Origin of the sequence: Streptomyces cupreus (assembly GCF_014257025.1) — a bacterium.
Lineage (GTDB): Bacteria > Actinomycetota > Actinomycetes > Streptomycetales > Streptomycetaceae > Streptomyces > Streptomyces cupreus.
The window spans coordinates 131912-158900 of sequence record NZ_JACMSF010000007.1; the positions used below are offsets into that span (position 1 = coordinate 131912).

Genomic DNA, 26989 nt, shown 5'->3' on the forward strand with positions numbered 1-26989 from the left:
GATGCGCAGGCGCACCCTCCTGACGGGACTCACGGCGGGGCTGGCCGCCACCGCCGGACCGGCGTTCGCGCACGGCCCTCGTGTCCTGCACGTCCGCCCCGGTGACTCCGTACAGGCCGCCGTGGACGCGGTCACCGGCCCCGGCTGGACGATCGTGGTGCACCCGGACACCTACCGTGAGCTCGTCAAAGTGCCCGCGGACACGGCCGAGTTGACCCTGCGAGGCGCGACCCGCGACCCGCGTGACGCCGTCCTCGTCCACGACAACGCCAACGGCACCCAGAAGACGGACGGTTCGGGCACGTACGGCACGGCCGGATCCGCCACCTTCACCTCGGCGGCCCCCCGGCCTGCACGTCCGCGACGTCACCCTCGCCAACGACTGGCTGCGTGCCGACCACCCCGAGATCACCGGCACCCAGGCGGTGGCGGCGTATGTGACAGGGGACCGGTCGCACTTCGACAACGTCCGTCTGCTCGCCCACCAGGACACCCTCTTCGTCGACATGACCGCCCTGGACGTCTTCGACCGGCAGTACTTGCGCTGGGCCACAGAGGGCTTCTTCGAGCACTGTCACTTCCACACCCTGCAAAGGGACGTGAACTTCACCCCCAAGGGCATGGCCTTCGCCCCCGCCACGGCCCGCGCCAACCCCCACGGCATCCTCGCGGTCCGCTCCCGCATCACCTCGGGTGCCGAGGACGCCCTATACCAACATGCGCGAGGCCTACCCCTGGCAGACCCTGACCGCCGCGGAAGCCGAGGCGCACACCAAGCGCGCCTACCTGGGCGACTGGCGGCCCTGACTCCCCCCACTGACAAGGCGAAAGGACCCGCACTCCATGTCTCGTCGAACCGCTCTTTCCCTGACGGCCGCCCTCGCCCTCGGCGCCGGACTGGCCGTGCTCCCCACCCAGGCCCAGGCCGCGACCGTCGTCGACACCAGCGCCGAGCTGAGCGGCGCCCTCTCCAGCGCCACCGCCGGGACCCTCATCCAGGTGCGCGGCGGCACCTACTACCCGACCGCCACCCTTCAGTCGACGGCCAACGGCACCTCGTCCAACCCGATCTACCTCCAGCCCTACGGCAGCGAGACCGTGAAGATCGACGGCTCGTCCCTCCCCGACGGCGACTGGATCTTCAAGCTGACCGCCGACTACTGGAACGTCTCCGGCATCACCTTCCAGAACTCCCCGGACAGCGCGGTCGTCTGCCAGTCCTGCACCGGCACCGTCTGGAACAACATCAAGACCATCAACGGCGGCGACTCCGGCTTCACGCTCACCGGGGACGGCACGGTCAACAACACCGTCAGGAACATCGACAGTTACGGCCACTACGATTCCGCCAACCACGGCGAGAACGCCGACGGGATCGCCGTGAAGTACGGCTCCGGCACCGGGAATCTGATCACCGGGGCCCGCCTGTACAACAACTCGGATGACGGGCTGGACTTCTGGTCCTTCTCCTCACCGGTCACCGTCGAGCACACCTGGGCCTTCGGCAACGGCGTCAACCGCTGGTCCGACTCGGCCTTCGCGGGCGACGGCAACGGCTACAAGCTGGGCGGTGACGGAGAGGTCGTCGCGCACGTCGTCAACAACTCCGCCGCCTGGGGCAACACCGGGAACGGGTTCACCGAGAACAGCAACAGGGGCGCCATCGTCATCAACCGCACCACCGCCTACGCCAACGGCAAGTGGGGCTACTACTTCGCCACCGGCGCGGCCCGCCTCGGCAAGAACCTCGCCGTGAGCAACGGCAGCGGCCTGGTGAACAAGGGCTCCTCGGTCGTCTCGGCCGGCAACAACTGGGACTCCGGGATCTCCACCCCGGCGTTCCGCTCGACGGACGCGACCAGCACCTACAACGCCCGCCAGTCCAACGGCGCGCTGCCCGTGACCACCTTCCTGACCACGGGCAGCACGACCATCGGCGCGACGATGGACTGAGCTGGGACCTGACCGGCCTGATCGACTCCAGGGTCGGCACCACCGGTGCGATCGTGCCGTCGGCCGCGAACTCCAGACGGTCGACCGTCCGGTGCCTTTGATGCCGTACTCGGGGCGCTTGGACAGGATCGTGCCCGGTCCCACAGGGCCGGGGTGAATGCGGCTTCCGCGTAGCGGGGCATCGGACGTCGAACCACCGCCAGGGCGATTCGGCGCACGTCCAGCCACAGTACGATCGGCTCGGCGCTCAGCGATAGCCAAGCGTGCGCCAACCTGAGCAATACCCGTGTCGCGGCGGGACACGCCGGAGGGGTGACAGCCCGAAAGGGTTCGAGCGCCCGTGAACCTCAGTCCGCAAGGGCTGGAATCTCCCTTGTCCACGAGGGGGAGGATGTCAAGTCAAGTAGTACGTGCCGTCGCGCTCGGCGATCGCCGAGCGCCCACGGTACTTGTCCGCCCAGCTCACATCCGGGCCCAGATCCAGGATCCCCCGTGGTCCTTCCAGTGGATCAGGCCCCTTCGAGGAGCCCTCGGTGACGATCGCGTACCGTCCCTGGGGACCGAGCAGGAGCGACCCTGATCAGCCGCACGCCCCGAACGGTAGTTGGGCGCACTGGTCGTCCGCTGGGCACCGCAAGCCTGCGGGTCGACCATCACACGATCGAGCTAAGCGCCCACGAGCGTTCTGCTCACCGGCGATACGCGGCGAGCAGCCGGGCGTACTCGGCTCGGGTCACCGGGATGACCGTGCCGTGCCGTGGGCTCGCGGGGAGTTGGTAGTGCGTGGACGGGGTCCACTGTCCGGAGTCGAGGTCGGTCGTCTCGAAGGGGAGATAGCCGCGGCCGCCGTACTCGTCGATGAACAGGTACCACTTTTCCTCGGTGTTGGATTTGAACACCGTCGGCCCCTCGCCGCGGTCCATCGCGCCGCTGCCGATGCAGTCGGCGACGAAGTCGTACTTCGTCGAGGTCAGCGACGTCGACTTCTCGCCGGTGATGAACTTCGAGCAGGGGCTGGAGGAACTGGGGTCCCGTTCGTCCTTGGTGTAGCGGTAGTAGGTGCCCTCGTGCTCGACGACCGTGGAGTCGATGACCGAGTAGCCGGGGTCGTTCCACACCTTGGGCTCGCTGAAGGTGCGGAAGTCCTTCGTCGTCGCGTACAGCATCTTGTTGTACGTCGAGCCGGTGTGCTCCGGGTCGTCCTCGGCGTACAGCTTGGACGCCCAGAAGACGACGTACTCGCCGAGGGTCTCGTCCCAGTACGCCTCCGGCGCCCAGGTGTTGCCCGCGGTGTCGGGGGAGACCTTCACCAGCCGCTGGTCGGTCCAGTTCACCAGGTCGGTGGACTCCCAGACCATGATGGACTTGCTGCCGTGCCGCTGGACATGGTCCCAACTGCCGCTGGAACTCCGGTACATGCGCAGATCGGTGGCGATCATGTAGAACTTGTCGCCCTCGGGGGAGCGGATCACGAACGGGTCGCGCAGGCCCTTCTCGCCGATGGTGGAGGTCAGCACCGGCTTGCCCGCGTTCAGCTCACGCCAGTGCAGGGCGTCGTTGCCGCGGCTGAGGGCGTAGCGGATCTGCTCGCCGTCGGCGGTGCCCTCGCCGGTGAAGTAGGCGAAGAGATAGCCGGCGTACTTCGGGTTCTTCACGGGTGGTGCTCCTGAGTCGGCGGTGCCGGGCGGTGCGGTGAGCAGGGTCAGGAGTAGCGAGAGACAGGCGACGAGGAGGAGGCGTGGGCGCATGTCGCTCCTGTGTGAGTGCGATGGTTTCTGTTGGATGATGGGCGCGCCTTCGGAGTGTCACCAGCGGGAAACAGCACGTCAATCGGTAGGGGCGGGATGAGGGGGAGCGAAAGTTTCGCTTGTTTTCGTTGAGGCGCGGCAACCTCACGGGGCCTGGTGGCGACTGCAAGGCGTCCCCCCGGGGGCGGGCGGTGTCTACCTCGGCCTGACGAACGGCGGTGCCGAGGCCGCCTCCACGACGATCACCGTCTCCTCCACCGCCCAGCTGGAGTCGGCCGTGAAGAACGCGGCCGCCGGCACCACCATCCAGGTCCGCGGCGGCACCTACACGCCCTCGGCGACGCTCAAGTCGACCGCGAACGGCACCAGTTCGGCGCGGATCACGCTGAAGGCACACGGCAGCGAGAAGGTGAAGATCGACGGCTCCAAGCTGGCCGACGGCTCCTGGCCGGCCGGGATCTTCGGCGACTACTGGACCGTTCAGAACATCACCTTCCAGAACTCCCCGGCCCAGGGCTTCGTCGTCACCTCGTCGGTCGGCGGCGTCTTCAAGAACCTCGTCACCGCCGACAACGGCGACTCCGGATTCACCCTGCGCGGCGACGGCACGAGCAACAACCTCGTGCAGAACCTGGACAGTTACGGCAACTACGACCCGGCCGGGCACGGGCAGAACGCCGACGGCATCGCGGTGAAGTTCGGTTCCGGGACCGGCAACCGGATCACCGGGGCGCGTCTGTACAACAACTTGGATGACGGCGTCGACCTGTGGCAGTTCTCCTCGCCGATCACCATCGACCACTCCTGGGCGTTCGGCAACGGCAAGAACCGCTGGGGCGACACGGCCTTCGAGGGCAACGGCAACGGCTACAAGCTGGGCGGCGGGGGCGTCACGGTCGCGCACATCGTCAACAACAACGCGGGCTGGGACAACACGCTCAACGGCTTCACCGAGAACTCCAACCCGGGCGCCATCGTGCTGAACCGCAACACCGCGTACTCCAATGCCGAGGCCGGGTTCTCTCCAAGCTCTGTTCGTCGACGGTGTCCGCCGCGAACAACTGGGACAGTGGTGTGTCGACGCCGGCCTTCAAGTCGGTGGATGCGGCGACCGCCTACGGCGCCCGCAAGGCGGACGGTTCGCTGCCCGCGACGACCTTCCTGACCACCGGCTCCACCACCATCGGCGCCACCATGAACTGACGTACCGCACACAGGAAAACGCCCCCGCCGGTCGTCACCGGCGGGGGCGTTTCTTCCGCTGGCCGAGGGGGGCTCAGGCCAGCAGGTCCCTGGGGTTACTGGTACGTGATGTCAGACGCCGTGAAGCGGCATGACGTTCCGTCCGGGCCCACACCGAGCTGGGTCGGCTCGGCGCCGGTGTTGTTGCCCTTGAAGCGGACGCACGTCTTGATCTTCTTGCCGCTGTCGCCGTGGATGCGGACCTTGCGCAGCGCGGCCGTGTCCCCGTAGTTGGAGTTGATGCCGACGATCGAGTTCATCGGCGCGGTGACGTCCACGTCGTTGATGATGACCGTGCGCTTGTACTGCGTGGAGCAGTTGCCGCAACTGCGCACCAGCTTGCCGGAGCCCGCGACCTGGAACTTGGACACGACCAGCTTGCCCGCACCGTTGAACTGCAGGACCTTGTCCGAGCCGTTCTTCGCGCCACCGCCGTAGACCGTGTACACGGAGGAGGCGGACTTGCCCTTGAAGGTCGCCGCGTCCTCGCCGACGTCCAGCCACCACACGTTCTGCAGCGTGCAGGAGCCCATGCAGTGCACACCGTCTGCGGCCGGCGTCCCGATGATCACGTTCTTCAGGACCGCGCCGTCGGCCAGCTGGAACACCGGGTCCTGGCCCTCGTCCTGACTGTCGCCGCCGAGCGCGCCGCTGCCGTAGAACTTCTTGTAGCCGCCGTCGTAGGTGCCCGAGACCTTGATGGTGCTGGTCACGGCCTGGCTGCCCTTGGCCGTCGGCCAGGAGGGCGCGGCGCCCGCGGAGGACAGCATCGTCGTGGTGACGATCGCCGCACCGGTGATGCCGAGCGCCGAGGCTCCGGCGATCATCGCCCGTCGCTTGGTGACCTTGCGACGGTGGCGGACGCGCTGTTCAGCTGGTGCAGTCATGCCCATTCCTTGTGTGGGGAGAGGTTCCTTGCGCTACCTGGTCGCCACGGCCGGGGAAAGGGTTGCCGCTTCTTCGGAAGTTTTTTACGAGTCGCCTTCGGCGTCCGCGTCGTCGTCCTCGTGCGGCGCGAAGTCGCCCGCCACGGACAGCTGTTCGTCGCCCGCGCGGGCCGTCGCAGCGTAGCCGTCGGCCTGGGCGTCCCGGCCGCCGCGCCCATGGTCGTACTGCCCCGCGAACACCCACTCGCCCGCGGGGACCGTACGGCCCTCCTTGAGCACCCAGGTGTAGACGAGGAAGCCGTCCCGCTCGCCGACCGTCAGCTCGAAGTCGTCCTCGGGCAGCGACCGCCAGGCACCGGCGGAGGTCACCCCGCCGGTCTGCGCGACCTTCAACTCGACCGTGAGCTCGGTGAGTTGCTCCTGAGTCTTCAGGGTCACATTGCTCTGCGCCCAGAACTCGTTGCTGTGCGGGTCGACCGAGCCGTCCGACCACAGCGGGCCGTCCTCCTCGCCGGCGGCGGGCGGCTTCGCGGTCGGCGTGGGCTGTGGTGTCGACGGCGACGAACTCGGCTCCCGGGACTCCGGGGTGGCCTCCGGCGTCGGGTCCGCGGGCGGCGCCGGCGGGACGGGCGCACGGCTCGTCGCGTCCGGGGACGGCGTGGGCGTCGGCGAGGTGGCCACCGTCTGCTGCGGGGTGTCCTCCTTCACGGCGGAGGCCACCGCGTAACCGCCGATGGCGAGCACGCCCGCGACCGCGGCGGTGGCGCTGACCACCCGCACCCAGCCGAACACCGGCGGACGGGTCGCCCGGTGGTCGGGACGGGTCTGTTCGGCCATACCGCGCTCGATCCGGGCGAGGATGCGCTCGCGGTTCGGCTCGTGCGCCTCGGCCGCCTCGTGCAGCCGGGCGCGCAGCTCGTCGTGCACGTCCCGCTGCATCGTCATCGGTCCCTTCCCACGGCGTCACCGGTGCGCGCCATCGCCCTATGCATCCTGAGCGGTGCCGCCTTGGGGCCCAGCAGTCGCTGCAGTTCCGCCATTCCCTTCGAGGTCTGGCTCTTCACGGTACCCACCGAGACACCGAGGGCCGCCGCGGTGTCCTTCTCCGAGAGGTCGAAGGCGTGCCGCAGCACCACACAGGCCCGCTTGCGGAACGGCAGTCTACGCAGGGCCGCCTGTACGTCGACCACGTCGGCCACGTCCGGGTTCTCGGTCTTCTCCTCGCGCTGCGACCAGAACAGGGAGATCCGGCGCCGCTCGCGGACCGCGCTGCGGATCCGGGTACGGGCCAGGTTGGCGACCACGCCCCGGGCGTAGGCGACGGGGTGGTCGGCCGCGCGGACCCGGTCCCAGCGGTGCCACAGGGCCAGCAACGCGTCCGCCGCCAGATCGTCGGCGGCGTCCGCCTCGCCCGTCAACAGATGGGCCAGGCGGGACAGTTCGGCGTAGTGGCGCTCGAAGAAGGCATGGAACTCCACGGAGGCGGCGTCGTCGACGACTGTGCCCACGGGCGACCTCTCCTGCCTATGAGTGTGCCTATGAGTGACATGTGAATGACATGTGATGACTGTGATCGTCCGGCGATCTTCCGATCGAGGTGCGGAAGCGTAGCAGTGATCGAATGCATGGTTCGTACGGGGCTTCGAACAACGTGTGGCCCTTCGCACGTGAGCAGGCCTGATTCCGTAACACGGGGAAAACCTGAGACGGGTTCAACACGGGAACAATCCAGCCAGCATCCGCACACCGATCATTCAGGCAACAAGGAGCGACAGCCATGTCCGAGACCCAGAAGACCGTCGACCGGCCAGGGGGACCGCCCCCCGCCGTGAGCAGCGTCGACCGCTTCTTCAAGATCTCCGAGCGGGGGTCGACTTTCAGTCGTGAGATACGCGGCGGCTTCGCCACGTTCTTCACGATGGCCTACATCCTTGTCCTGAATCCCATCATCCTCGGCAGCGCGAAGGACAAGTTCGGCGAGACCCTCGACCCGGTCCAACTCACCACCGCCACCGCCCTGGTGGCCGCCGTCATGACGATCATCATGGGCGTCGGCGGCAACCTGCCCCTCGCGCTCGCCGCGGGCCTCGGTCTGAACGCCGTCGTCGCCTTCCAGATCGCCCCGCTGATGAGCTGGGACGACGCGATGGGTCTGGTCGTCCTCGAAGGCGTGCTGATCTGCGTGCTGGTGGTCACCGGGTTGCGCGAGGCCGTCATGCACGCCATCCCGCAACCGCTCAAGCAGGCGATCAGCGTCGGCATCGGCCTGTTCATCGCCTTCATCGGCTTCGTCGACGCCGGTTTCGTCAGCCGGATCCCGGACGCGGCGAACACCACGGTTCCGGTGCAGCTCGGGGGCACCGGCAACCTCACCGGCTGGCCGATCCTCGTCTTCTGCCTCGGCGTGCTGCTGACCATCGGACTGCTCGCCCGCAAGGTCAAGGGCGCGATCCTGATCAGCATCGTCGTCATGACGGTCGTCGCGCTCGTCATCAACTCGATCGCCGACATCAAGTCCTGGGGCCTGACCACGCCCGAGTGGCCGGACAAGCTGGTCGACACCCCCGACTTCGGACTGATCGGCCAGTTCAGCCTGTTCGGCGCGTTCGGCGAGACCACCGTCATCACCGTCGTACTGCTCGTTTTCACGCTGGTGCTGTCCGACTTCTTCGACACCATGGGCACGGTCGTCGGCATCAGCGCGGAGGCCGACCTGCTGGACGAGGAGGGCAAGGTCCCGAACCTCGGCCGCGTCCTGCTCATCGACGGCGCGGCCGCGGTCGCGGGCGGCGCGGCCTCCTCGTCCTCCGCGACCTCCTACATCGAGTCGGCGGCCGGCGTCGGCGAGGGCTCGCGCACCGGCTTCTCGAACCTGGTCACGGGCGGCCTGTTCGCCCTCGCCCTGTTCCTGACCCCGCTGCTCACCATCGTCCCGCTCCAGGCCGCCGCCCCCGCCCTGGTCGCGGTCGGCTTCCTGATGATGACGCAGGTCAAGCACATCGACTGGGACAAGTACGAGATCGCGATCCCGGCGTTCCTGACGATCGCCGTGATGCCGTTCACCTACTCCATCACGAACGGCATCGGGGCCGGCTTCGTCGCCTACGTCCTCATCAAGACGGTGCTGGGCAAGGCGAAGGAGGTCCACTGGCTGCTGTGGGGCACCTCGGCGCTGTTCCTGGTCTACTTCGCCATCGACCCCATCGAGCAGCTCCTCGGCGTGAAGTAGCCGGGCGGCCCTCAGTCCTTGAGGGCCGCCTGCATCATCGCCTTCGCCACCGGCGCCGCCAGCCCGTTGCCACTGACCTCGGAGCGGGCGGCGTCGGACTGCTCCACCATCACCGCCACGGCGACCTGCTTGCCGCCCGAGTCGGACTTCGCGTACGACGTGAACCAGGCGTACGGCGTCTTGCTGTTGTTCTCCCCGTGCTGGGCCGTGCCCGTCTTGCCGCCCACCGTGGCACCGGAGAGCTGCGCGTTGGTGCCCGTGCCCTCGGAGACCACCGTCTCCATCGCCGACTGCAGTTGCTCGGCCGTCGAGGAGCTGACGACCTCCTTGGTGTCCGTGTCGGAGTCGTAGTCCTTGAGGACATCGCCGCCACCGTCGGTCACCTGCGACACCATGTGCGGCGACTCCAGCTTGCCGCCGTTCGCAATGGCCGCCGACACCATGGCCATCTGGAGCGGGGTCGCCGTGACGTCGAACTGGCCGATACCGGTCAGCGCGGTCTGCGCGTCGTCCATGCCGGAGGGGTACACGCTCTCGTACGCCCGCACCGGCACGTCCTGCTCGTCGTCGTTGAAGCCGAACTTCTCGGCCATCGCCTTCACCTTGTCCTGCCCGAGGTCGTAGGCCATCTTCGCGAAGACGTTGTTGCAGGAGTACTGGAGCGCGACCCGGATCGAGGCGTTCTCGCAGGGCGCGGACTTGTTCTCGTTCTCCAGGACCGTGACCGTGCCCGGCAGCGTGTACGGGTCCGGGCTTTCGGTCTTCTCGTCCACCGAGGAGTACAGCCCGTCCTCCAGGGCGGCCGCCGCCACGACGAGCTTGAACGTCGAACCCGGCGCCACCGGCTGCCGCAGCGCACGGTTGGTCAGCGGTTTGTCCGAGTCCTTGGTCAGCTTCTTCCAGGCCGACCCGGCCGTGTTGGCGTCGGTGAGCGACGAGGGGTCGTACGACGGCGTCGACACGACCGCGAGGATCTCCCCGGTCGTCGGATCGATCGCGACCGCCGCGCCCTTCTTGTCGCCGAGCGCCTCGTACGCCGCCTTCTGCACGTCCGGGTCGATCGTCGTGACCACGTTGCCCGGATCGGCCCGCTTGCCGGTGACCGTGTCCAGGGGCGTCTTCAGCCGGTTGTCCGTGCCGTTGAGGATGTCCTGGTAGATCCCCTCCAGCTGGGTGGCCGAATAGGACTGCGAGGCATAGCCCGTCACCGCGGCGTACAGCTCGCCGTCGGTGTACGTGCGTCTGTACGCGAGGTCGCCGCCCTTCGTCCGTGCCGAGCCGGTGATCGACTCACCGGCCACGATGATGTTCCCGAGCGGTGCCGCGTACGTCTCGATCGCGTTCCGCCGGTTGTCCTTGTCGTCCGCGAGTGCCTGGCCCTCGTAGAACTGCACCCAGGTGGCCCTGACCAGCAGAGCCAGCACCATGAGCAGCGTGATGACCGATGCGCGCCTGATCGTCTTGTTCATCCCACCGGTCAGGACGAGCGGGGCGGGGCGAATCGTTCCGTTCCGCGGCCTTTCTCATCGAGTGTTCATGAACCCGGCCTCGTACGCCGCGATCACGGCCTGCGTACGGTCCCGGGTGCCGGTCTTCGCCAGTACGGCCGCCACATGCGACTTCACGGTGGCCGGACCGACCGCCATGCGCTCGGCGATCTCCGCGTTGGTCAGCCCGCCCGCCATCAGCCGCAGCACCTCGCTCTCCCGCCCGGTGAGCCTCGCCACCCAGGGCGGCGACGCCGGGTACGCGCGCGCGTGCTCGGCCGCGAGGGTGCGTACGGCCGCCGGGAACAGCAGGGTGTCGCTGCGCGCGACCAGCCGTACCGCCTGCACCAGCGCGTCGGCGTCGGCCCGCTTGAGCAGGAACCCGGCGGCTCCGGCGCGCAGGGCGTCGTACACATAGGAGTCGTTCTCGAAGGTGGTGACCACGACGATCCGGGGCGGCTCGGCGAGCGTGGCGAGGATCTGCTCGGTGGCGCGGATGCCGTCGGTCTCCGGCATCCGGACGTCCATGAGGACGACGTCCGGGGTCTGCTCCCGGACGACGGACACCGCCTCCGCGCCGGTCGCCGCCTCCCCGACGACCTCCAGGTCCGGCTCGGCGGAGAGGATGGCGCGCAGGGCGGTGCGGACCATGCGCTCGTCGTCGGCGACGACGATCCGGACGGGTGGGCGGGGTGTCATGCGGGTCCTCTCACACAGCTCTTCATGCGGGGCTCTTATATGGGGCTCTTCATGGGGAGGCGCACGCGCAGCCGCCAGGTGCCGTCCTCGGCGCCCGCCTGCGCCGTACCGCCCAGCAGTCGCGCCCGGTCGGCGATGCCGCGCAGGCCGTGGCCGCCGCCGGGGCGGCAGGGGGAGGCGATGGCGAGGGGGTTCTCCAGGGTGATCTCCAGGTGTCCGTCCGCGATCCCGATGCCCAGGGTCACGGTCACTTGGCCGCCCGCGTGTTTGAGGGCGTTGCTCAGCCCTTCCTGCACGATCCGGTACGCCTCGCGGGACAGCACCGGCGACAGCGCCTGAGGGTCGGCGTCGACGGTGGCCGTGACGCGCAGTCCGCCGGCCCTGGTGCGGCGCAGCAGACCGTCGAGATCGGCGGCGAGGGTGGGCGCGGGCGCCGTGCCGGGCGCGTCGCCCTCCCGCAACACCCCTAGGACGGCGTCGAGTTCACCGACGGTACGCCGGGTGGTGTCCTCGATCGCGGCGAGCGCCTCACGGACGAACTCCGGGTCGCTGTCGAGGAGTCGGCGGGCCGCGCTCGCCTGGAGGGTGACCGCGCTCAGGGCGTGTCCGACGGAATCGTGCAACTCGCGCGCGAGCCGGTTGCGTACGGCGAGATCGGCGGCGCGCGCCTCGGCCGCCGCGAGCCGCTCCTCGGCGGTGGGGCCGAGCAGCGCCGGAGCCCAGTGGGCGAGCAGGGCGCCCGCGACGACCGCGCACGCGGCGAGCGCGACCAGACAGGCCACGCCCGCCACCGGCATGAGCGCCAGCACCCAGCCCTGGCCCATGGCCTCGGGCAGTCCGAGCAGATCGTCGCTGAACACGGTGATGACGGGCAGCGCGATCAGCACGACGGAGAACGGCGGCACCGCCAGCGACATCCCCGCGATGATCCCGCCGAAGCCGAGATGCAGCGTGAACCAGGCCGCCGTGCGCCCCTTCGCGTCCCGCGTCCGGGCCGGTCCGTCGGCGAGCCGGTCCCCGTCGACCCCGCACAGCCACCGCACCGCCCCGGCCTCCAGCGGCCGGGTCAGTGGGAACAGCACGGAGGTCACCGCGGCGAGCGGCAACCCGACCGCGAAGGAGAGGAGTTGCAGCGCCAGGTCGTAGAAGACGTACCGGGCGTGGGTGGCGGGACCGACGACGAGCTGGCCGACGAAGACATACGGCATGGCGAGCGCGCCGCCGATGATCAGATGCAGCCACCGGCGACGCGCCCCCCGCCCGAACAGCAGCCGGGCGACATTCCTCACGCGCGGCGCCGGGGGAGGACGGCGGACCGCTCCGCGAGGAAGCGGGCGGCTACGGCGGCCACCAGGATGCCGGTGATCATCTGACCAGCGTAGGTGAGGTTCATCAGCGGTGTGGGGTGGTCGGCGCTGTCGTCGGTGGCGATCAGGGAGGCCATCGACAGCCAGGCTCCCCAGCAGGCCGCGGCGCCCGAGCCGACCCAGGCCAGGGCGAGCGGGACGGGGACGGGCAGCACCGGGGCGCGCCGGAAGGCGAGCAGCAGGGCGCCGGTCACGGCCGCGAGGAGGAAGAGGGCGTCCAGGGCCTGGAGGACATGGAAGTCGGTGGTCCGGTCGGCGATCCGGCCCTCGTTGAGACCGGTGGTGGCGCCGAACGCCCAGAGCAGGTGCAGGGTGAGCGGGAACAGGGCGACCACAGCGGCCGCCAGGGCTCCGGCGCGCTGGACGGCGCCGACGGAGGCGCGGGGCAGCTCCCACACCCGGCCCCGCCACAGATGGCCCCAGCGATCGCGGGCGTACAGCGCGAACAGCGTGCCCAGCGCCAGTCCCTGCACGATGAAACCGCCGTAGACGACCCCGAAGACCCAGTCGTGGAGGAAGGGTTCGTCTCCGGTGTTGTCGGCGGAGTTCACCGTGCCGCCGAACAGCCTCACCAGGAGCTGGAGCGGGAACCCGGTCATGATCGGCGTGAGCAGCCCGGTGGCCACCCAGACCGGCACCGCCAACAGCCAGGCCGGCACCCGCAGTCCCCAGGGCCGGGTCAGCACCAGCGCGAGCACGATGACACAGGCGTCCATCAGCACCGTGACACCGTTGGCGACGGCCACGGCGGTGCGGTGCTCCAGTAGCGAGCTGCCCTCGGGGATCCCGATCTCGCTCCCCGCGAGCCAGGCGACCTTCAGCCCGAGATACGGCAGACAGGAGACGATCGCGACGGCCCGCAGAAGCGCACGGGGGCGGGAGGGGGCGAGGGTGCCGGCGGGCCGGGCGAGGAGTGACTGCGTCATGCGTTCACGGTCTCGCGAGGGTGGCCCGGCCCACCTCCTGCACGGTGACGATCCTGCTCCGCCCGACGGGGGAGAAGGGCATCGACTCAGAGCCGGCGGGTGGCCAGCGTCAGCCGGTCCCGGGCATCGAACAGGGCGTCCTTCACCAGCTGTTCATGCGCCGGGGTCAGCCGGGCCACCGGGACCGAGCAGCTGATCGCGTCACGGGCCGGGGTGCGGTAGGGGATCGCGACGCCGAAGCAGCGCAGGCCCAGGGTGTTCTCCTCGCGGTCCACGGCGAAGCCCTGCTCGCGGACCTGGTGGAGTTCCTCGATGAGCTGCTCGCGGTCCGTGATGGTGTTCTCGGTCAGCGCCGGGAGCGTCTCGGGGAGCATCTTGCGGACCTGCTCGTCGGTGTAGGTGCTGAGCAGCGCCTTGCCCAGGGAGGTCGAGTGGGCGGGGAGCCGGCGGCCGACCCGGGTGAAGGGGCGCAGATAGTGCTGGGACTGGCGGGTGGCCAGGTAGACGACGTTCGTGCCGTCCAGGCGCGCCAGGTGGATCGTCTCCGTGGTGTCGTCCGACAGCCGGTCAAGCGTCGGACGCGCCGCCGCGACCACCTCGTCGCCGTCGATGTACGAGGTGCCGACCAGCAGCGCCCGCACCCCGATGCCGTACCGCGTGCCCGTCGCGTCGGTCTCCACCCAGCCCAGTTCCACCAGCGTGCGCAGCAGCATGTACAGGCTGGACTTGGGGTAGCCGACGGCCTCCTGGACCGCCGCGAGGGAGTGCATACCGGGGCGTCCGGCGAAGTATTCGAGCAGTTCAACCGTCCGTACGGCGGACTTGACCTGCGCGCCGCCCCCCGTCTCGCCAGCCGACATCGCCCTTGACCCCTTCGTTCGACGCGAAATAGTCTCCAACAGCATATTCACCATGAGAGACAGCGTTCAGTATATCGAACAGCCTTGGTGAATGACCCAGTACTGCGGCAATACATGTGTGGAGGGACCCGCGGTGGCAGCAGCACCAGTCTGGAGTGTCGACCCCCGAACCGGGAAGCAGCGTGAGCAGGTTGCGGTGGAGGCCACAGCCCAGGAGGTGGACGCCGCCGTCCGCGCCGCGCTGGAGGCGCGGGGCGCCCTCGTCGACCGGACGGTGCGCGCGGCCTTCCTGCGCACCGCCGCGGAGCGGCTTGAGGCCGCCAAGGAGCAGCTCGTCGAGGCCGCCGACGCCGAGACCGCGCTCGGCCCGGTCCGGCTGACCGGAGAACTCGCGCGCACCTGCTACCAGCTGCGGGCCTTCGCGGACATCGTCGACGAGGGCGCGTTCCTGGACGTCGTCATCAACCACCCCGACGACACCGCGACCCCCCCGATCCCGGACCTGCGCCGCTACAAGGTGCCGCTCGGCGTCGTCGCCGTCTACTCCGCCTCCAACTTCCCCTTCGCCTTCTCGGTCGCGGGTGGTGACACCGCGAGCGCGCTGGCCGCCGGGTGCCCGGTGGTCGTCAAGGCCCACCCCGACCATCCGGCGCTGTCCGAGCTGGTCGCCAGGGTGCTGCGTACGGCCGCCGCCGAGCACGGCATCCCCGAGGGCGTCCTCGGCCTGGTCCACGGCTTCGAGGCGGGCGTCGAGCTGATCAGGCACCCGCTGGTCTCCGCGGCCGGATTCACCGGTTCGGTACGCGGCGGCCGTGCCCTCTTCGACGCGGCGGCGGCGCGGCCGGTGCCGATCCCGTTCCACGGCGAGCTGGGCTCGCTGAACCCGGTGCTCATCACCGAGGCCGCGGCGGCCGAGCGGGCGGAGGCCATCGGCACCGGGCTCGCGGGCTCGATGACCATGGGCGTCGGGCAGTTCTGTGTGAAGCCGGGGCTGGTGCTGGCGCCGGCCGGTGACGCGGGAGATCAGCTGGTCAAGTCCCTCACGGACGCCGTCAGCAACGTCGACGCCGGGGTGCTGCTCGATCACCGGATGCGGGACAACTTCATCGCCGGGGTCGCCGAGCGTGCCGAACTGCCCGAGGTCCAGTCGCCGGTGACGCCGGGGGCGGGCAGCGAGCACACGGTGAGCCCGGGCTTCCTGACGGTGCCGGCCGAGAAGCTGGCGCAGGAGGGCGCGTACGACCTTCTTCTGGAGGAGTGCTTCGGTCCCGTCACCGTCGTCGTGCGGTACGAGGACGAGGTCGAGGCCAAGTCGGTGCTGTCGCGGCTGCCCGGGAATCTCACGGCGACGGTTCATCTGTCGGCGGAGGAGGCGGCGGGGCAGGGCCGTGGGCCCGAACTGCTCGCGGAGCTGACACCGCTGGCCGGTCGTGTGCTGGTCAACGGCTGGCCGACGGGTGTCGCCGTGGCCCCGGCCCAGCACCACGGCGGTCCGTACCCGGCGACCACGTCGACGTCGACGTCCGTCGGCGGTACGGCCATCGAGCGGTGGCTGCGGCCGGTCGTGTACCAGGGCGCGCCGGAGGCGCTGCTGCCGCCGGAGCTGAAGGACGACAATCCGCTGGGTCTGCCGCGTAGGTTCGACGGCCGTCTGGAACGCTAGGTCGATGGACCTCGAACTCCCCGAACTCCCCTTCCCTCTCCGTACCTACGGCCCCGACGGCCACTGGTCCTACGAGGACGGTGTGCTCACCGGATGGGCCGGCGCCCGGCAGGACCGGTTCGTGCCGCCCACCGGTGAGGCACTGGACCCCGCCTCGGACGCGCCCCGGCTGCTCGGGGCGCCCGAGGGGGACTTCCAGCTCCTCGCCCGGGTGACCGTGGGGTTCGCCGGGGCCTTCGACGCCGGTGTGCTGTACGTCCATGTCGGGGAGCGGGCCTGGGCGAAGCTCTGTCTGGAGTACTCCCCGGATGTGCCCACCGTCTGCACGGTGGTCACCCGGGGACACTCCGACGACGCCAACTCCTTCACCGTGGAGGGGAGTTCGGTGTGGCTCAGGGTCAGCCGCACCGGACGTGCCTTCGCCTTCCACGCCTCCCGTGACGGCGAGCGGTGGACCTTCGTCCGGCTGTTCACGCTCGCCGACGAGAAGGAGACCGACGCGGCCCTCGTCGGCTTCATGACCCAGTCGCCGATGGGGGAGGGATGTGTCGTGACGTACGAGCACATCGAGTTCAGGCCGAGCTGGCCGGACGACCTGCGAGACGGAAGCTGAGCGCGAAGGCCACCGTGAGCAGCCCCGCACTGATGCCGATGCACGAGGTGGCCCGGCTCGCCCTGGTCGCCCCGGTACGGCCCGGCGGGCAGACCCGGTTCACCCAGACCCCGCTGCCGCCCGAGCGGTGCACCGCCTGCGCCGACACCCGGGGCAGCGGGCTCGGGGGAATGAACCCGGCCGCTTGAACGTTCACCCATCTTTGCGGAGGGAGTCTCCGTATTCGTCCGAGCCGGAGAGAGCCGAGAAACATGCGCGTCGAGATCTGGAGCGACATCGCCTGCCCCTGGTGCTACGTGGGCAAGGCCCGCTTCGAGAAGGCGCTCGCGGCCTTCCCGCACCATGACGAGGTCGAGGTCGTGCACCGCTCCTTCGAGCTGGACCCGAACCGCGCCAAGGACGACACCGGCCCGGTGGTCCCGATGCTCGCGAAGAAGTACGGCATGAGCGAGGCGCAGGCCCAGGCCGCGGAGGACAACCTCGGCACCCAGGCCGCCGCCGAGGGCCTCGCCTACCGCACCCGGGGCCGTGACCACGGCAACACCTTCGACATGCACCGCCTGCTGCACTTCGCCAAGGAGCAGGGCCGCCAGGGCGAGCTGATCCAGGCCCTGTACGAGGCGAACTTCGCCGAGGAGGCCTCCGTCTTCGGCGACGACGAGCGGCTTGTGAAGCTGGCCGTCGCCGCCGGGCTCGACGCGGACGGCGCCCGCAAGGTGCTCGCCGACCCCACCGCCTACGCCGACGACGTCCGCGCCGACGAGCGCGAGGCCGCCCAGCTCGGCGCGACCGGTGTGCCCTTCTTCGTCATCGACCGCAAGTACGGCGTCTCCGGCGCCCAGCCCGCCGAGGTCTTCGCGCAGGCCCTCACCCAGGCGTGGGGCGAGCGCTCCCCGCTGACGCTGATCGACCAGGGCGAGAGCGACAACGGCGAGGTCTGCGGTCCCGACGGGTGCGCGGTGCCGCAGCAGGGCTGAAAGCCGCAGGTCGGGGCGGACGTATAAGGACCGCTTAGCGAATCCACGTAAAAAATCGCAATGGACGGGGAGTTCCCAGGGACGCAGAGTGGTCCCATGGAGACCTTCGAGAGCCTCGTCCGTGCCGAGTTCGCCCCGGAGCACACCTACCTCAACACCGCGAGCAACGGCCTCCTGCCGGCCCGCACCGTCGCCGCCGTACAGGAGGCCGTGCGGATGCGGGCCGAAGGGCGGCCGATCGGCTCCCTCTACGAGGACGCCGAGCGTGTCCGGGCCGCCTTCGCCCGGCTGGCCGGGGTGCCGGTCGAGCGGGTCGCGATGGGGGCCTCGGTCGCCGAGTACGGCGGGCTGATCGCCGCCTCGCTGCCCGCCGGAGCCGAAGTCCTCACCGCCGAGGCCGACTTCGCCTCCCTGGTGAACCCCTTCCACATGCGCGGCGATCTCAAGGTGCGGGCCGTCCCGCTGGAGCGGCTCGCCGAGTCGGTCCGGCCGGGCACCGCGCTCGTCGCGGTCAGCTCCGTGCAGTCCGCCGACGGCCGCCTCGCCGATCTGCCCGCGGTGCGCGAGGCGGCCTCCGCGCACGGCGCCCGGACGTATGTGGACGCCTCCCAGTCCGCGGGCTGGCTGCCCATGGAGGCCGGCTCCCACGACTTCCTCGCCGCCGTCGGCTTCAAGTGGCTCATGGGCCCGCACGGCAACGCCTTCTTCGTCACCCCCGAGGACTTCGGCGGTCTGACCCCACTGCTCGCCGGCTGGGTCGCGGGCGAACTGCCCTGGGAGAGCTGCTACGGCCCGGTCGAGGAACTCGCCCACTCCGCACGCCGGTTCGACGTGAGCCCCTCGCTGCTCACCTACTCCGGCCTGAACGCCTCCCTCTCCCTCATCGAGGAACTCGGCGTCGACGCCGTCCACGCCCATGACCTCGCCCTCGCCGACCGCTTCCGGGACGGACTCGCCGACCTCGGCCACACCCCGATCCCGTCCCCGGGCTCGGCGATCGTCTCCGTCCCCCGACTCGGCCACCGCCAGCCCGAGTTGAGCGAGGCCGGCATCGAGGTGTCCAACCGCGCGGGCAACTTGCGCGCCGCCTTCCACCTCTACAACACCCTCGCCGATGTCGACCGGCTGCTGGACGCCCTGTCGGCCTGAACCACTGGCGCGGGCCCGGCCGGGACGCTAGGAAGGGCACGTGGAGTCCACGGGCGATACGTCGGTACCGCCGGCCGCCGACGCGGAGGTGCACCGGCGGCTGATCTACGGCGACGAGTCCGCGCTGGCCGAGGTGTACACGGCGTACGGACCTCTGGTGCGGCGGATCGCCGTGCGGGTCACCCACGCCCCGGCCGCCGCCGAGGACGTGGCGCAGGAGGTCTTCGCCCAGCTGTGGAGCAGACCGTACGCCTACGACACGCGCCGCGGCTCGCTGCGCACCTGGCTGTCCATGCTGGCCCACCGGCGGGCCGTGGACTGGGTGCGCAGCGAGGCCCGGCACCGCAAACACGCCCACGCCGACGACTCCGCCCTGCACACCGTCCCGGAGCCGGGACCCGGCCCCGACGAGACCGTGGTCGACCGGGAGCGCTCCCTGCTGCTGCACACCGCGCTCGCCGAACTCCCCCAACCCCAGCGGGAGGTGGTGCACCTCGCCTATTTCGCGGGCCGCACCTACCGCCAGGCCGCCGTGGAACTCGGCATTCCCGAGGGCACCGCCAAGACCAGACTGCGCACCGCCCTGCGCACCCTGGCCGAAACGCTGGCCGACCCACCCGACCCCGCGCTGGAAAGAGGCGCATGATGGCGGTAGGGACCTGTGCCGCACGGGAAGGAGGCGCTCGGTGACCGAGCACGACGACGTACGCGATCTGCTGGCCGCCTGGGCCTTCGGCGCCCTGGACCCGGCCGACGCCGAGCGGGTCCCGCCGCACCTCGCCGGGTGCGAGAGCTGCGCGGCGGAGGCCGAGCGGCTGCGCGAGACGGTACGGCTGCTCGACGGCCCGCCCATCGGCGGACTGCCCGCCCGCCCCGCCGCCGGACTCCCGCCGGCCCTGCTCTCCCGGCGCCCGGCCGCACCCCGCACCGCCGCGCACGCCGCGCCCTACGCCGCCGCCGTCCGGGGCCTGCGCGCACTCCTGCCCGAGGCGGAGGGCCGCTGGGCCACGCCGGTGGTGCACGACTGGGACGTGCACGCGACCGTCGCCCATCTGCTGGCCGCCGACGAGGCGCTGGCCGGGCGGCTCGGCATCGCCGCGCGGGTCCCGGCCAGCGTGCTTCCGCAGGACACCCGCTGGGAGGATGCCTGGAACCGGCGTACCGCCGACGTCATCGCCCACGAGCACGGCCGTACGCCCGAGGAGACGGTGGCCGACTGGGCGGCGCAGGCCGACGCGCTGCTCGCCACGCCCGAGGCACGCGACGGGGAACTCGCGGCGCGGGCCGAGATGTTGATGGGGATCCGGCTGCCGATCGCCGACCACTTCGTGGTGCGCGCCTTCGAGACGTGGATCCACACCGACGACATTGGCCGGGCGCTCGGGCTCGTGGTTCCGCCGCCGCCCGAGGAGCACCTGGAGCGGCTGGTGCGGCTCGCCGTCCGCGTCCTCGGGCTTGCGCTCGGGCCCGACGCGGCGCCGGTGCTGTTCTCCGTCAGCGGCGGCGAGCAGTGGGTGCTGGGCTCCGCCGACGAGCCCGTGCAGGCCGAACTGGCCCTGGACCCCGTCGACTTCTGCCTCCTCGTGGGCGGACGGTGCACGCCCGAGGAGGTGCCGAGGGGCGCCACGGGCGACGCGGCCGCCGTACGGAACGTACTGGAGACGGCCGCGTCGCTGGCGTGGCTGTGAGGGCTACTTCACCGGGGTGAAATCCCTCGCCCCGATACTGCATTCTCCGGGGGACACCCCCCGGACCCCCGGCCGGGTTCGGCTCACCGGACTGGAGTGAAATCCCTCGCTCCGATGAACGTCGGCCGCCGTACGGGAGCCGCGAACGGCTCGACGGCCTTGTTCTCCACGCTGTTGAACACGATGAAGACGTTGCTGCGCGGGAACGGCGTGATGTTGTCGCCCGAGCCGTGCATGCAGTTGCAGTCGAACCAGGTCGCCGAACCGGCCCGGCCGGTGAACAGCCGGATGCCGTGCCGGGCGGCGAGCGAGGTCAGCGCCTCGTCCGAGGGCGTGCCCGCGTCCTGCATCTGCAGGGACTTCTTGTAGTTGTCCTTCGGCGTGGCCCCCGCGCAGCCGAGGAACGTCTTGTGCGACCCCGGCATGATCATGAGCCCGCCGTTGGTGTCGTAGTTCTCGGTCAGCGCGATCGAGACGGACACCGTGCGCATGTTCGGCAGACCGTCCTCGGCGTGCCAGGTCTCGAAGTCCGAGTGCCAGTAGAAGCCGCTGGCCCCGAACCCGGGCTTGACGTTGATCCGGGACTGGTGGACGTACACGTCCGAGCCGAGCAGCTGCCGGGCCCGTCCGACGACGCGCTCGTCGCGCACCAGGGAGGCGAACACCTCGCTGATCCGGTGCACCTCGAAGACCGACCGGATCTCCTTGGACTGCGGTTCGATGATGGAGCGTTCGTCGGCACGGATCTCCGGGTCGGCGACCAGCCGTTCCAGCTCCTGCCGGTAGACGGCCACCTCGTCGTCGGTGATGAGCTGCTCGACGGCGAGGAAGCCGTCGCGCTCGTACGCCTGGAGGTCCGGGACCGATATCGGGCCCGGCGCGCCGGGCGGGGACCAGACGACCGGGTCCTTGCGCGGGGTCGACACCTCGGTGGCGCCTCGGCTCGGGTACAGATCAGTCATCGTCATGATGCGTCACACCTCCTCGGGCTCGGTGAGCTGGGGGTCCCCCCAGTCTTTTGGATCTGGGGGAGGATATACGCCGTTCTCGTCGTGGTCCTCCCGGCCGGTCACCGGCGGGTTGAAGACACAGATGCAGCGGAAGTCCTGCTTCACCCGCAGCGTGTGCCTCTCGTGGCCGTCCAGGAGGTACATGGTCCCGGGCGTGATCGTGTGGGTCAGCCCGGACTCGTGATCGGTCAGTTCGGCCTCGCCCTCGACGCAGACGACCGCCTCGATGTGGTTCGCGTACCACATCGACGTCTCCGTACCCGCGTACAGGATCGTCTCGTGCAGCGAGAACCCGACCCGCTCCTTGGCGAGGACGATGCGTTTGCTCTCCCATGTGCCGGATGCGGACCTCACATGCCGGTCGGTGCCTTCGATGTCCTTGAACGAACGGACGATCACGGTTCTGGACGCCTCCTGCTCAGTTGGTTTCTCGTACGGCACGGGCGAGGACGCTGAGGCCCTCGTCCAGTTCTTGGGGGGTGACGGTGAGGGCGGGCAGCAGCTTGACGACCTCGCTCTCGGGTCCTGACGTCTCGATGAGCAGCCCGAGGTCGAAGGCGCGCCGCGCGATCCGGTCGGCGCGGGACTTCTCGTGGAACTCCATGCCCCAGACGAGACCGCGGCCGCGGTACTCCTTGATGTCGGCGAGGTTCTCCTCGCAGATGGCGATGAGCGCCTGCTCGACCTGCTCACCGCGGGCCCGGGTCTGCTTCTCCATCGCCGAACCGTCGGCCCAGTAGGTCTCCAGGGCGGCGGTGGCGGTGACGAAGGCGGGGTTGTTGCCGCGGAAGGTGCCGTTGTGCTCGCCCGGCTCCCAGATGTCCAGCTCGGGCTTGAACAGACAGAGCGACATGGGCAGTCCGTAGCCGCTGATGGACTTGGACACGGTGACGATGTCCGGGGTGATGCCGGCCTCCTCGAAGGAGAAGAAGGCGCCGGTACGGCCGCAACCCATCTGGATGTCGTCGACGATCAGCAGCATGTCCTGCCGCTCGCACAGATCGGCCAGCGCCCGCAGCCACTCGGGCCGCGCGACGTTGATGCCGCCCTCGCCCTGCACGGTCTCCACGATCACCGCGGCCGGCTTGTTGAGCCCGGAGCCCTGGTCCTCCAGCAGCCGCTCGAACCACAGGAAGTCCGGGACCCGGCCGTCGAAGTAGTTGTCGAACGGCATGGGCGTGCCGTGCACCAGCGGGATCCCGGCACCGGCGCGCTTGAAGGCGTTGCCGGTGACGGCGAGGGAGCCCAGCGACATCCCGTGGAAGGCATTGGTGAACGAGACGATGGCCTCGCGCCCCTTCACCTTCCGCGCCAGCTTCAGCGCGGACTCCACGGCGTTGGTGCCCGTCGGCCCCGGGAACATGACCTTGTACGGCAGATCACGCGGCCGCAGCACAAGGTCCTGGAAGGTCTGCAGGAAGGCCCTCTTCGCACTGGTCGACATGTCGAGCCCGTGCGTGACGCCGTCCCGCTCCAGGTAGTCGAGCAACGCCCGTTTCAGGACCGGGTTGTTGTGCCCGTAGTTCAGTGATCCGGCGCCGGCGAAGAAGTCCAGGTACTCGTGGCCGTCCTCGTCGTACATACGGCTGCCACGCGCACGGTCGAAGACGGTGGGCCAGCCTCGGCAGTAGCTGCGCACCTCGGACTCCAGGGTCTGGAAGACGCTGAGGTCGGGCTGGGTGATGGTCACGACGAATCGCTCCTCGATGCGTGGGGGAGGTCAGTGGGTGAGGGGACCGATGCGGTAGAGGACTTCGGGTTCGTGCGGCCCGTCGGGGAACAGGCTGGTGTCGAACAGCACCTCGCGCTCCAGGGCGGCGCCGTGCCGTTCGGCGAAGGAGGCGAACAGCCGCTCCGAGGCGGTGTTGCCGGGCGTGATGGTGGTCTCGACGCGGGTGACGCCGTACTCGCCGCCGACCCGGGCGACGAGCCCGTCGAGCAGGGCGGCGGCGATCCCGCGTCCGCGGTACGCGTCGTCCACGGCCACCTGCCAGACGAGCAGGGTGTGCGGACGGTCCGGCCGTACGTAGCCGGTGACGAAGCCGACCGGCTGCCCGTGCTCGTCGCGCGCGACCGCCGTGGTGCCGGCGAAGTCGCGGCACCACAGCAGATAGCTGTAGGACGAGTTCAGATCGAGGGCCTTGGAGTCTCTGGCGATCCGCCACAGCGCGGCGCCGTCGGCCACCGTTGGCCGGTCGATTTGCAGGTCTGCTTGTGCGGCAGTCATGCGAATTGAACTTACCGAGGGAAATTCAAAAATGCACGGGTGTACGGGGTTACGTGAACGGGGTCGATGTGTTATCCGCGCGAGGGGTCAAACACCCGATTTGCCCGTGATATACAGTGCAAATCGGTCGGGATGTGGAACGCGTCACAGCCATGTAATCTGCACGAGACCTGTCCGAATTACTCCGATTGGTGTTCGCGAAATCTTTGCGTTTAGCTCGAAAGAAAGCGGGCAGAAGAGACCGGGGAGCTGCCCCGGAAAAGGAATTCGGAATTACGCCGAATTCAGGTCCCGGTAACTCCGTCGATGCGCACAGCTACCGCTACCGCCGGCCGCCCTCCACGGCCCGCACCGCGCCCTCGACATCCACCGTCAGCACGGTGATGTCCCGGCACGCGTCTGCCGCGGCGGCGACGCGGGCGGGGGCGGTGGCGCTGGGCGGGGGTCTGGACCCGTACAGCAGCGCGCGGCGGCCGCCGTCGATCCAGCGTTCCTTCCAGTCCAGCAGCGACAGGTACGAGCGGCGCGGGGCCTGAGGGTTGACCCACCCCTTCCTGGACCTCGCCCCGCTGAGCGCACCGGCCCGTACGGCCAGACCTTCGGCGACCGCCACCCGAGCGCGCCCCTCGCTCCCCGACTTCTTAGGCCGAACGCCCCCGGCGGCCATGGGTTTGGTTTGAGGCACTCAAACTTCTCCTTATAATCGGAAGGCACAGTTCCCGTACAGGAGGCTCCCCCCGTGAAGACGACCCTCGGGCGCCGGACCCGCATTCTGGCCGCCACCACCGCGACGGCCGGGCTGGTGCTCGTGGCCGGCTGCTCCTCGGACGACGACGGCGGCAGCGGTACCAAGACCGCCGCCGGTGGCGTCGAGCTCGTCAAGGCGGGCCAGCTCACCACCTGCACCCACCTGCCCTACCCGCCCTTCCAGTCGGAGATCGACGGCAAGGTGCAGGGCTTCGACGTCTCGCTCATCGACCTCGTCGCGGACGACCTGGGCGTGAAGCAGGAGATCCTCGACACGCCGTTCGAGAACTTCAAGACCGGCGCGTTCCTCAACTCCGGCGAGTGCGACCTGGCCGCCGCCGGCATGACCATCACCGAGGAGCGCAAGAAGAACGTCGACTTCTCGGACCCGTACTTCGAGGCCACCCAGGCCGTGCTGGCCGACAAGGACAGCGGCATCACGTCCTTCGCCGACCTCAAGGGCAAGAAGGTCGGCGCCCAGGCGCAGACCACCGGCGAGGACTACGCCAAGGACCAGGGCCTGGACCCGGTCTCCTTCGAGTCCTCCGACGCCGTCCTCAACGGTCTGCGCACCGGCCAGGTCGACGCCGTCGTCATCGACTACCCGGTCGTCCAGGGCTGGCTGAAGGACAAGGCCAACGCCGACGCCTTCGAGATCGCCGACAACATCAACACCGGCGAGCAGTACGGCTTCACGGTGAAGAAGGGCAACACCAAGCTCCTCGCCGCCATCAACAAGATGCTCGCCGACGCCAAGGCCGACGGCACGTACAAGGAGATCTACGAGAAGTGGATCGGCCCGTACGACGAGTCCGCCGCCTCGCCGTCGGCGTCCTGACCCCATGGCCGATACAGACGTACAACTCCAGCCGAAGAAAAAGGGACTGACCCGGCGTCAGAAGCGCAAGCTGTCACGCGGCATCCAGTACACGGTCTTCGTCGCGGCCGTGATCGCCTTCGCGGTCGCGGCCGACTGGGACCGGCTCCAGAACCAGTTCGCCCAGGCGGACATCGCCGAGCAGATGTTCCCGGACATCATCACGCTGGCGCTGAAGAACACCGTGCTGTACACCTTGTCCGGCTTCGCCTTCGGGCTGGTCCTCGGCATGGTGATCGCGCTGATGCGGCTGTCGTCCGTGGGCCCGTACCGCTGGTTCGCCGGGGTGTACATCGAGATCTTCCGCGGCCTGCCGGCCCTGCTGATCTTCATCTTCATCGGCGTGGCCGTACCGCTGGCCTTCCCCGGCACGGAGATCCCCGGCGGCACCTACGGCAAGGTCGCGCTCGCGCTCGGCCTGGTGGCGGCCGCGTACATGGCCGAGACCATCCGCGCGGGCATCCAGGCGGTGCCCAAGGGACAGATGGAGGCGGCTCGCTCGCTGGGCTTCTCGCCCGCCCGCGCGATGGTCTCGATCATCATCCCGCAGGCGTTCCGAATCATCCTGCCGCCGCTGACCAACGAACTCGTCCTGCTCTTCAAGGACTCCTCGCTGGTGCTGTTCCTCGGTGTCACCCTGGAGGAGCGCGAGCTGTCCAAGTACGGCCGTGACCTGGCCAGCACGACCGCCAACTCCACTCCGATCCTCGTCGCGGGCCTGTGCTACCTGCTGGTCACGATCCCGCTCGGCTTCGTCGTGCGCCGTATGGAGGCCAAGGCCCAGGAGGCCGTGAAGTGAGTCGTCCCGAGATCCACGTCAAGGACCTGTACAAGTCCTTCGGCGACAACGAGGTCCTCAAGGGCATCGACCTGGAGATCCAGCAGGGCGAGGTCGTCTGTGTCATCGGCCCCTCCGGCTCTGGCAAGTCGACGCTGCTGCGCTGCGTGAACCTGCTGGAAGAGCCGACCAAGGGCCAGGTCTTCGTCGGCGGCACCGAGCTCACCGACCCGGACGTCGACATCGACGCCGTACGCCGTCGTATCGGCATGGTCTTCCAGCAGTTCAACCTCTTCCCGCATCTGACCGTGACCGAGAACCTCACGCTGCCGCAGCGCCGGGTGCTCAGGCGCGGCAAGGCCCAGGCCGCCAAGGTCGCCGCCGAGAACCTGGAGCGGGTGGGCCTCGCGGAGAAGGCGGACGCCTACCCGTCCTCCCTCTCCGGCGGTCAGCAGCAGCGGGTGGCCATCGCCCGTTCGCTGGCCATGGGCCCCGAGGTGATGCTCTTCGACGAGCCGACCTCGGCGCTCGACCCCGAGCTGGTCGGCGATGTCCTCGCGGTCATGCGCATGCTGGCGAACGAGGGCATGACGATGATGGTCGTCACCCACGAGATGACCTTCGCCCGCGAGGTCGCCGACCGGGTCGTCTTCATGGACGGCGGGGTGATCGTCGAGGACGGCGCCCCGGAGCAGGTCATCGGCAGCCCCCGCCACGAACGCACCCGCCACTTCCTCTCCCGCCTGCTGGACCCGGCGATGGCCGAGGTGGAGGAGGAGACCTCCGACCAGGTGGGGAAGTCCGAGTAGCGGCTGACCAGTGCCCCAACAGGCAACGTTCGCCCCGTGCGAACGTTGCCTGC

The 26989-nt window shown here is 69.6% G+C and carries 24 protein-coding genes and 4 pseudogenes; 14 read left to right on the forward strand and 14 right to left on the reverse strand.

What is annotated here, in order from left to right; translation table 11 throughout:
* Nucleotide 1 precedes the first annotated feature (1 nt).
* Nucleotides 2-807: pseudogene (locus H4N64_RS09200) on the forward strand (pectinesterase family protein).
* 36 nt (nt 808-843) lie between these two features.
* The gene (locus tag H4N64_RS09205; protein ID WP_186281637.1) at nt 844-1953 is read left to right on the forward strand and encodes a right-handed parallel beta-helix repeat-containing protein; all 1110 of its coding nucleotides are present in this window, start codon (nt 844-846) and stop codon (nt 1951-1953) included.
* Between the two features lie 4 nt (nt 1954-1957).
* Here H4N64_RS09205 and H4N64_RS46715 read toward each other — a convergent pair.
* Nucleotides 1958-3701: pseudogene (locus H4N64_RS46715) on the reverse strand (glycoside hydrolase family 43 protein); the annotation flags it as partial.
* 163 nt (nt 3702-3864) lie between these two features.
* Here H4N64_RS46715 and H4N64_RS09215 point away from each other — a divergent pair.
* Nucleotides 3865-4904: pseudogene (locus H4N64_RS09215) on the forward strand (right-handed parallel beta-helix repeat-containing protein).
* A 95-nt stretch (nt 4905-4999) separates the two neighbouring features.
* Here the strand turns inward: H4N64_RS09215 and H4N64_RS09220 are convergent.
* The 3 genes from H4N64_RS09220 to H4N64_RS09230 form a co-directional block, all read right to left on the reverse strand.
* Entirely contained in the window at nt 5000-5830 is an 831-nt protein-coding gene (locus tag H4N64_RS09220; RefSeq protein WP_186281639.1) for a pectate lyase, read from the reverse strand.
* 84 nt (nt 5831-5914) lie between these two features.
* Nucleotides 5915-6775 (reverse strand): hypothetical protein, encoded by an 861-nt coding sequence (locus H4N64_RS09225; RefSeq protein ID WP_186281641.1) that lies wholly within the window; start codon nt 6773-6775, stop codon nt 5915-5917.
* Entirely contained in the window at nt 6772-7338 is a 567-nt protein-coding gene (locus H4N64_RS09230) for a SigE family RNA polymerase sigma factor (RefSeq protein WP_186281643.1), read from the reverse strand. The genes H4N64_RS09225 and H4N64_RS09230 overlap by 4 nt, the downstream gene beginning before the upstream one ends.
* Nucleotides 7339-7607: 269 nt before the next feature.
* Between H4N64_RS09230 and H4N64_RS09235 the strand changes: the two genes are divergently transcribed.
* Complete coding sequence (locus H4N64_RS09235; RefSeq protein WP_186281645.1) at nt 7608-9059, forward strand: NCS2 family permease; 1452 nt, start codon at nt 7608-7610, stop codon at nt 9057-9059.
* Between the two features lie 11 nt (nt 9060-9070).
* Here H4N64_RS09235 and H4N64_RS09240 read toward each other — a convergent pair whose 3' ends face one another.
* The 5 genes from H4N64_RS09240 to H4N64_RS09260 form a co-directional block, all read right to left on the reverse strand.
* Nucleotides 9071-10528, reverse strand: coding sequence for a peptidoglycan D,D-transpeptidase FtsI family protein (locus H4N64_RS09240; RefSeq protein WP_186281647.1), 1458 nt, complete (start codon nt 10526-10528; stop codon nt 9071-9073).
* Between the two features lie 54 nt (nt 10529-10582).
* Nucleotides 10583-11245, reverse strand: coding sequence for a response regulator transcription factor (locus H4N64_RS09245; protein WP_186281649.1), 663 nt, complete (start codon nt 11243-11245; stop codon nt 10583-10585).
* 35 nt (nt 11246-11280) lie between these two features.
* The gene (locus H4N64_RS09250) at nt 11281-12534 is read right to left on the reverse strand and encodes a histidine kinase (protein ID WP_186281651.1); all 1254 of its coding nucleotides are present in this window, start codon (nt 12532-12534) and stop codon (nt 11281-11283) included.
* The gene (locus tag H4N64_RS09255) at nt 12531-13538 is read right to left on the reverse strand and encodes a hypothetical protein (protein WP_186281652.1); all 1008 of its coding nucleotides are present in this window, start codon (nt 13536-13538) and stop codon (nt 12531-12533) included. The genes H4N64_RS09250 and H4N64_RS09255 overlap by 4 nt, the downstream gene beginning before the upstream one ends.
* Before the next feature lie 86 nt (nt 13539-13624).
* The gene (locus tag H4N64_RS09260; protein ID WP_186281654.1) at nt 13625-14398 is read right to left on the reverse strand and encodes an IclR family transcriptional regulator; all 774 of its coding nucleotides are present in this window, start codon (nt 14396-14398) and stop codon (nt 13625-13627) included.
* 133 nt (nt 14399-14531) lie between these two features.
* Here H4N64_RS09260 and H4N64_RS09265 point away from each other — a divergent pair, with 133 nt between their 5' ends.
* The 7 genes and pseudogenes from H4N64_RS09265 to H4N64_RS09295 all read left to right on the forward strand — a co-directional run bounded on the left by H4N64_RS09265 (nt 14532) and on the right by H4N64_RS09295 (nt 20488).
* Nucleotides 14532-16061 carry an aldehyde dehydrogenase family protein gene (locus H4N64_RS09265; protein WP_186281656.1) on the forward strand — a complete coding sequence of 510 codons (1530 nt, stop codon included), beginning with the start codon at nt 14532-14534 and terminating at the stop codon, nt 16059-16061.
* 4 nt (nt 16062-16065) lie between these two features.
* The gene (locus H4N64_RS09270) at nt 16066-16674 is read left to right on the forward strand and encodes a DUF1349 domain-containing protein (RefSeq protein ID WP_186281658.1); all 609 of its coding nucleotides are present in this window, start codon (nt 16066-16068) and stop codon (nt 16672-16674) included.
* 41 nt (nt 16675-16715) lie between these two features.
* Nucleotides 16716-16829: pseudogene (locus tag H4N64_RS09275) on the forward strand (AraC family transcriptional regulator); the annotation flags it as partial.
* A 96-nt stretch (nt 16830-16925) separates the two neighbouring features.
* Nucleotides 16926-17651 carry a DsbA family oxidoreductase gene (locus tag H4N64_RS09280; RefSeq protein WP_186281660.1) on the forward strand — a complete coding sequence of 242 codons (726 nt, stop codon included), beginning with the start codon at nt 16926-16928 and terminating at the stop codon, nt 17649-17651.
* 96 nt (nt 17652-17747) lie between these two features.
* Nucleotides 17748-18800 carry an aminotransferase class V-fold PLP-dependent enzyme gene (locus H4N64_RS09285; protein ID WP_186281662.1) on the forward strand — a complete coding sequence of 351 codons (1053 nt, stop codon included), beginning with the start codon at nt 17748-17750 and terminating at the stop codon, nt 18798-18800.
* Nucleotides 18801-18840: 40 nt separating this feature from the next.
* A complete protein-coding gene (locus H4N64_RS09290; RefSeq protein ID WP_186281664.1) occupies nt 18841-19446 on the forward strand; it encodes a sigma-70 family RNA polymerase sigma factor in 606 nt (201 codons plus the stop codon).
* Between the two features lie 40 nt (nt 19447-19486).
* Nucleotides 19487-20488 carry a maleylpyruvate isomerase family mycothiol-dependent enzyme gene (locus H4N64_RS09295; protein ID WP_186281666.1) on the forward strand — a complete coding sequence of 334 codons (1002 nt, stop codon included), beginning with the start codon at nt 19487-19489 and terminating at the stop codon, nt 20486-20488.
* Nucleotides 20489-20571: 83 nt separating this feature from the next.
* On the opposite strand, the gene thpD is transcribed toward H4N64_RS09295, so the two are convergent.
* The 5 genes from thpD to H4N64_RS09320 form a co-directional block, all read right to left on the reverse strand.
* Complete coding sequence (thpD, locus tag H4N64_RS09300; RefSeq protein ID WP_186281667.1) at nt 20572-21456, reverse strand: ectoine hydroxylase; 885 nt, start codon at nt 21454-21456, stop codon at nt 20572-20574.
* Between the two features lie 6 nt (nt 21457-21462).
* Nucleotides 21463-21897: an ectoine synthase gene (locus H4N64_RS09305; protein ID WP_186281669.1), complete on the reverse strand. Its 435-nt coding sequence runs from the start codon at nt 21895-21897 to the stop codon at nt 21463-21465.
* 19 nt (nt 21898-21916) lie between these two features.
* A complete protein-coding gene (gene ectB / locus H4N64_RS09310) occupies nt 21917-23188 on the reverse strand; it encodes a diaminobutyrate--2-oxoglutarate transaminase (protein WP_186281671.1) in 1272 nt (423 codons plus the stop codon).
* Between the two features lie 30 nt (nt 23189-23218).
* On the reverse strand, nt 23219-23725 hold the full coding sequence (gene ectA, locus H4N64_RS09315) for a diaminobutyrate acetyltransferase (protein WP_186281673.1): 507 nt from the start codon (nt 23723-23725) through the stop codon (nt 23219-23221).
* A 322-nt stretch (nt 23726-24047) separates the two neighbouring features.
* Nucleotides 24048-24338 carry a hypothetical protein gene (locus tag H4N64_RS09320; protein ID WP_186281805.1) on the reverse strand — a complete coding sequence of 97 codons (291 nt, stop codon included), beginning with the start codon at nt 24336-24338 and terminating at the stop codon, nt 24048-24050.
* Nucleotides 24339-24464: 126 nt separating this feature from the next.
* On the opposite strand from H4N64_RS09320, the gene H4N64_RS09325 reads away from it, so the two are divergent.
* The 3 genes from H4N64_RS09325 to H4N64_RS09335 are packed head-to-tail and all read left to right on the forward strand — an operon-like array spanning nt 24465 to nt 26936.
* Nucleotides 24465-25310: a transporter substrate-binding domain-containing protein gene (locus tag H4N64_RS09325; protein WP_186281675.1), complete on the forward strand. Its 846-nt coding sequence runs from the start codon at nt 24465-24467 to the stop codon at nt 25308-25310.
* Nucleotides 25311-25314: 4 nt separating this feature from the next.
* Nucleotides 25315-26148 carry an amino acid ABC transporter permease gene (locus H4N64_RS09330; RefSeq protein WP_186281676.1) on the forward strand — a complete coding sequence of 278 codons (834 nt, stop codon included), beginning with the start codon at nt 25315-25317 and terminating at the stop codon, nt 26146-26148.
* Nucleotides 26145-26936, forward strand: coding sequence for an ATP-binding cassette domain-containing protein (locus H4N64_RS09335; RefSeq protein WP_186281678.1), 792 nt, complete (start codon nt 26145-26147; stop codon nt 26934-26936). The genes H4N64_RS09330 and H4N64_RS09335 overlap by 4 nt, the downstream gene beginning before the upstream one ends.
* The last annotated feature ends 53 nt before the right edge of the window (nt 26937-26989 follow it).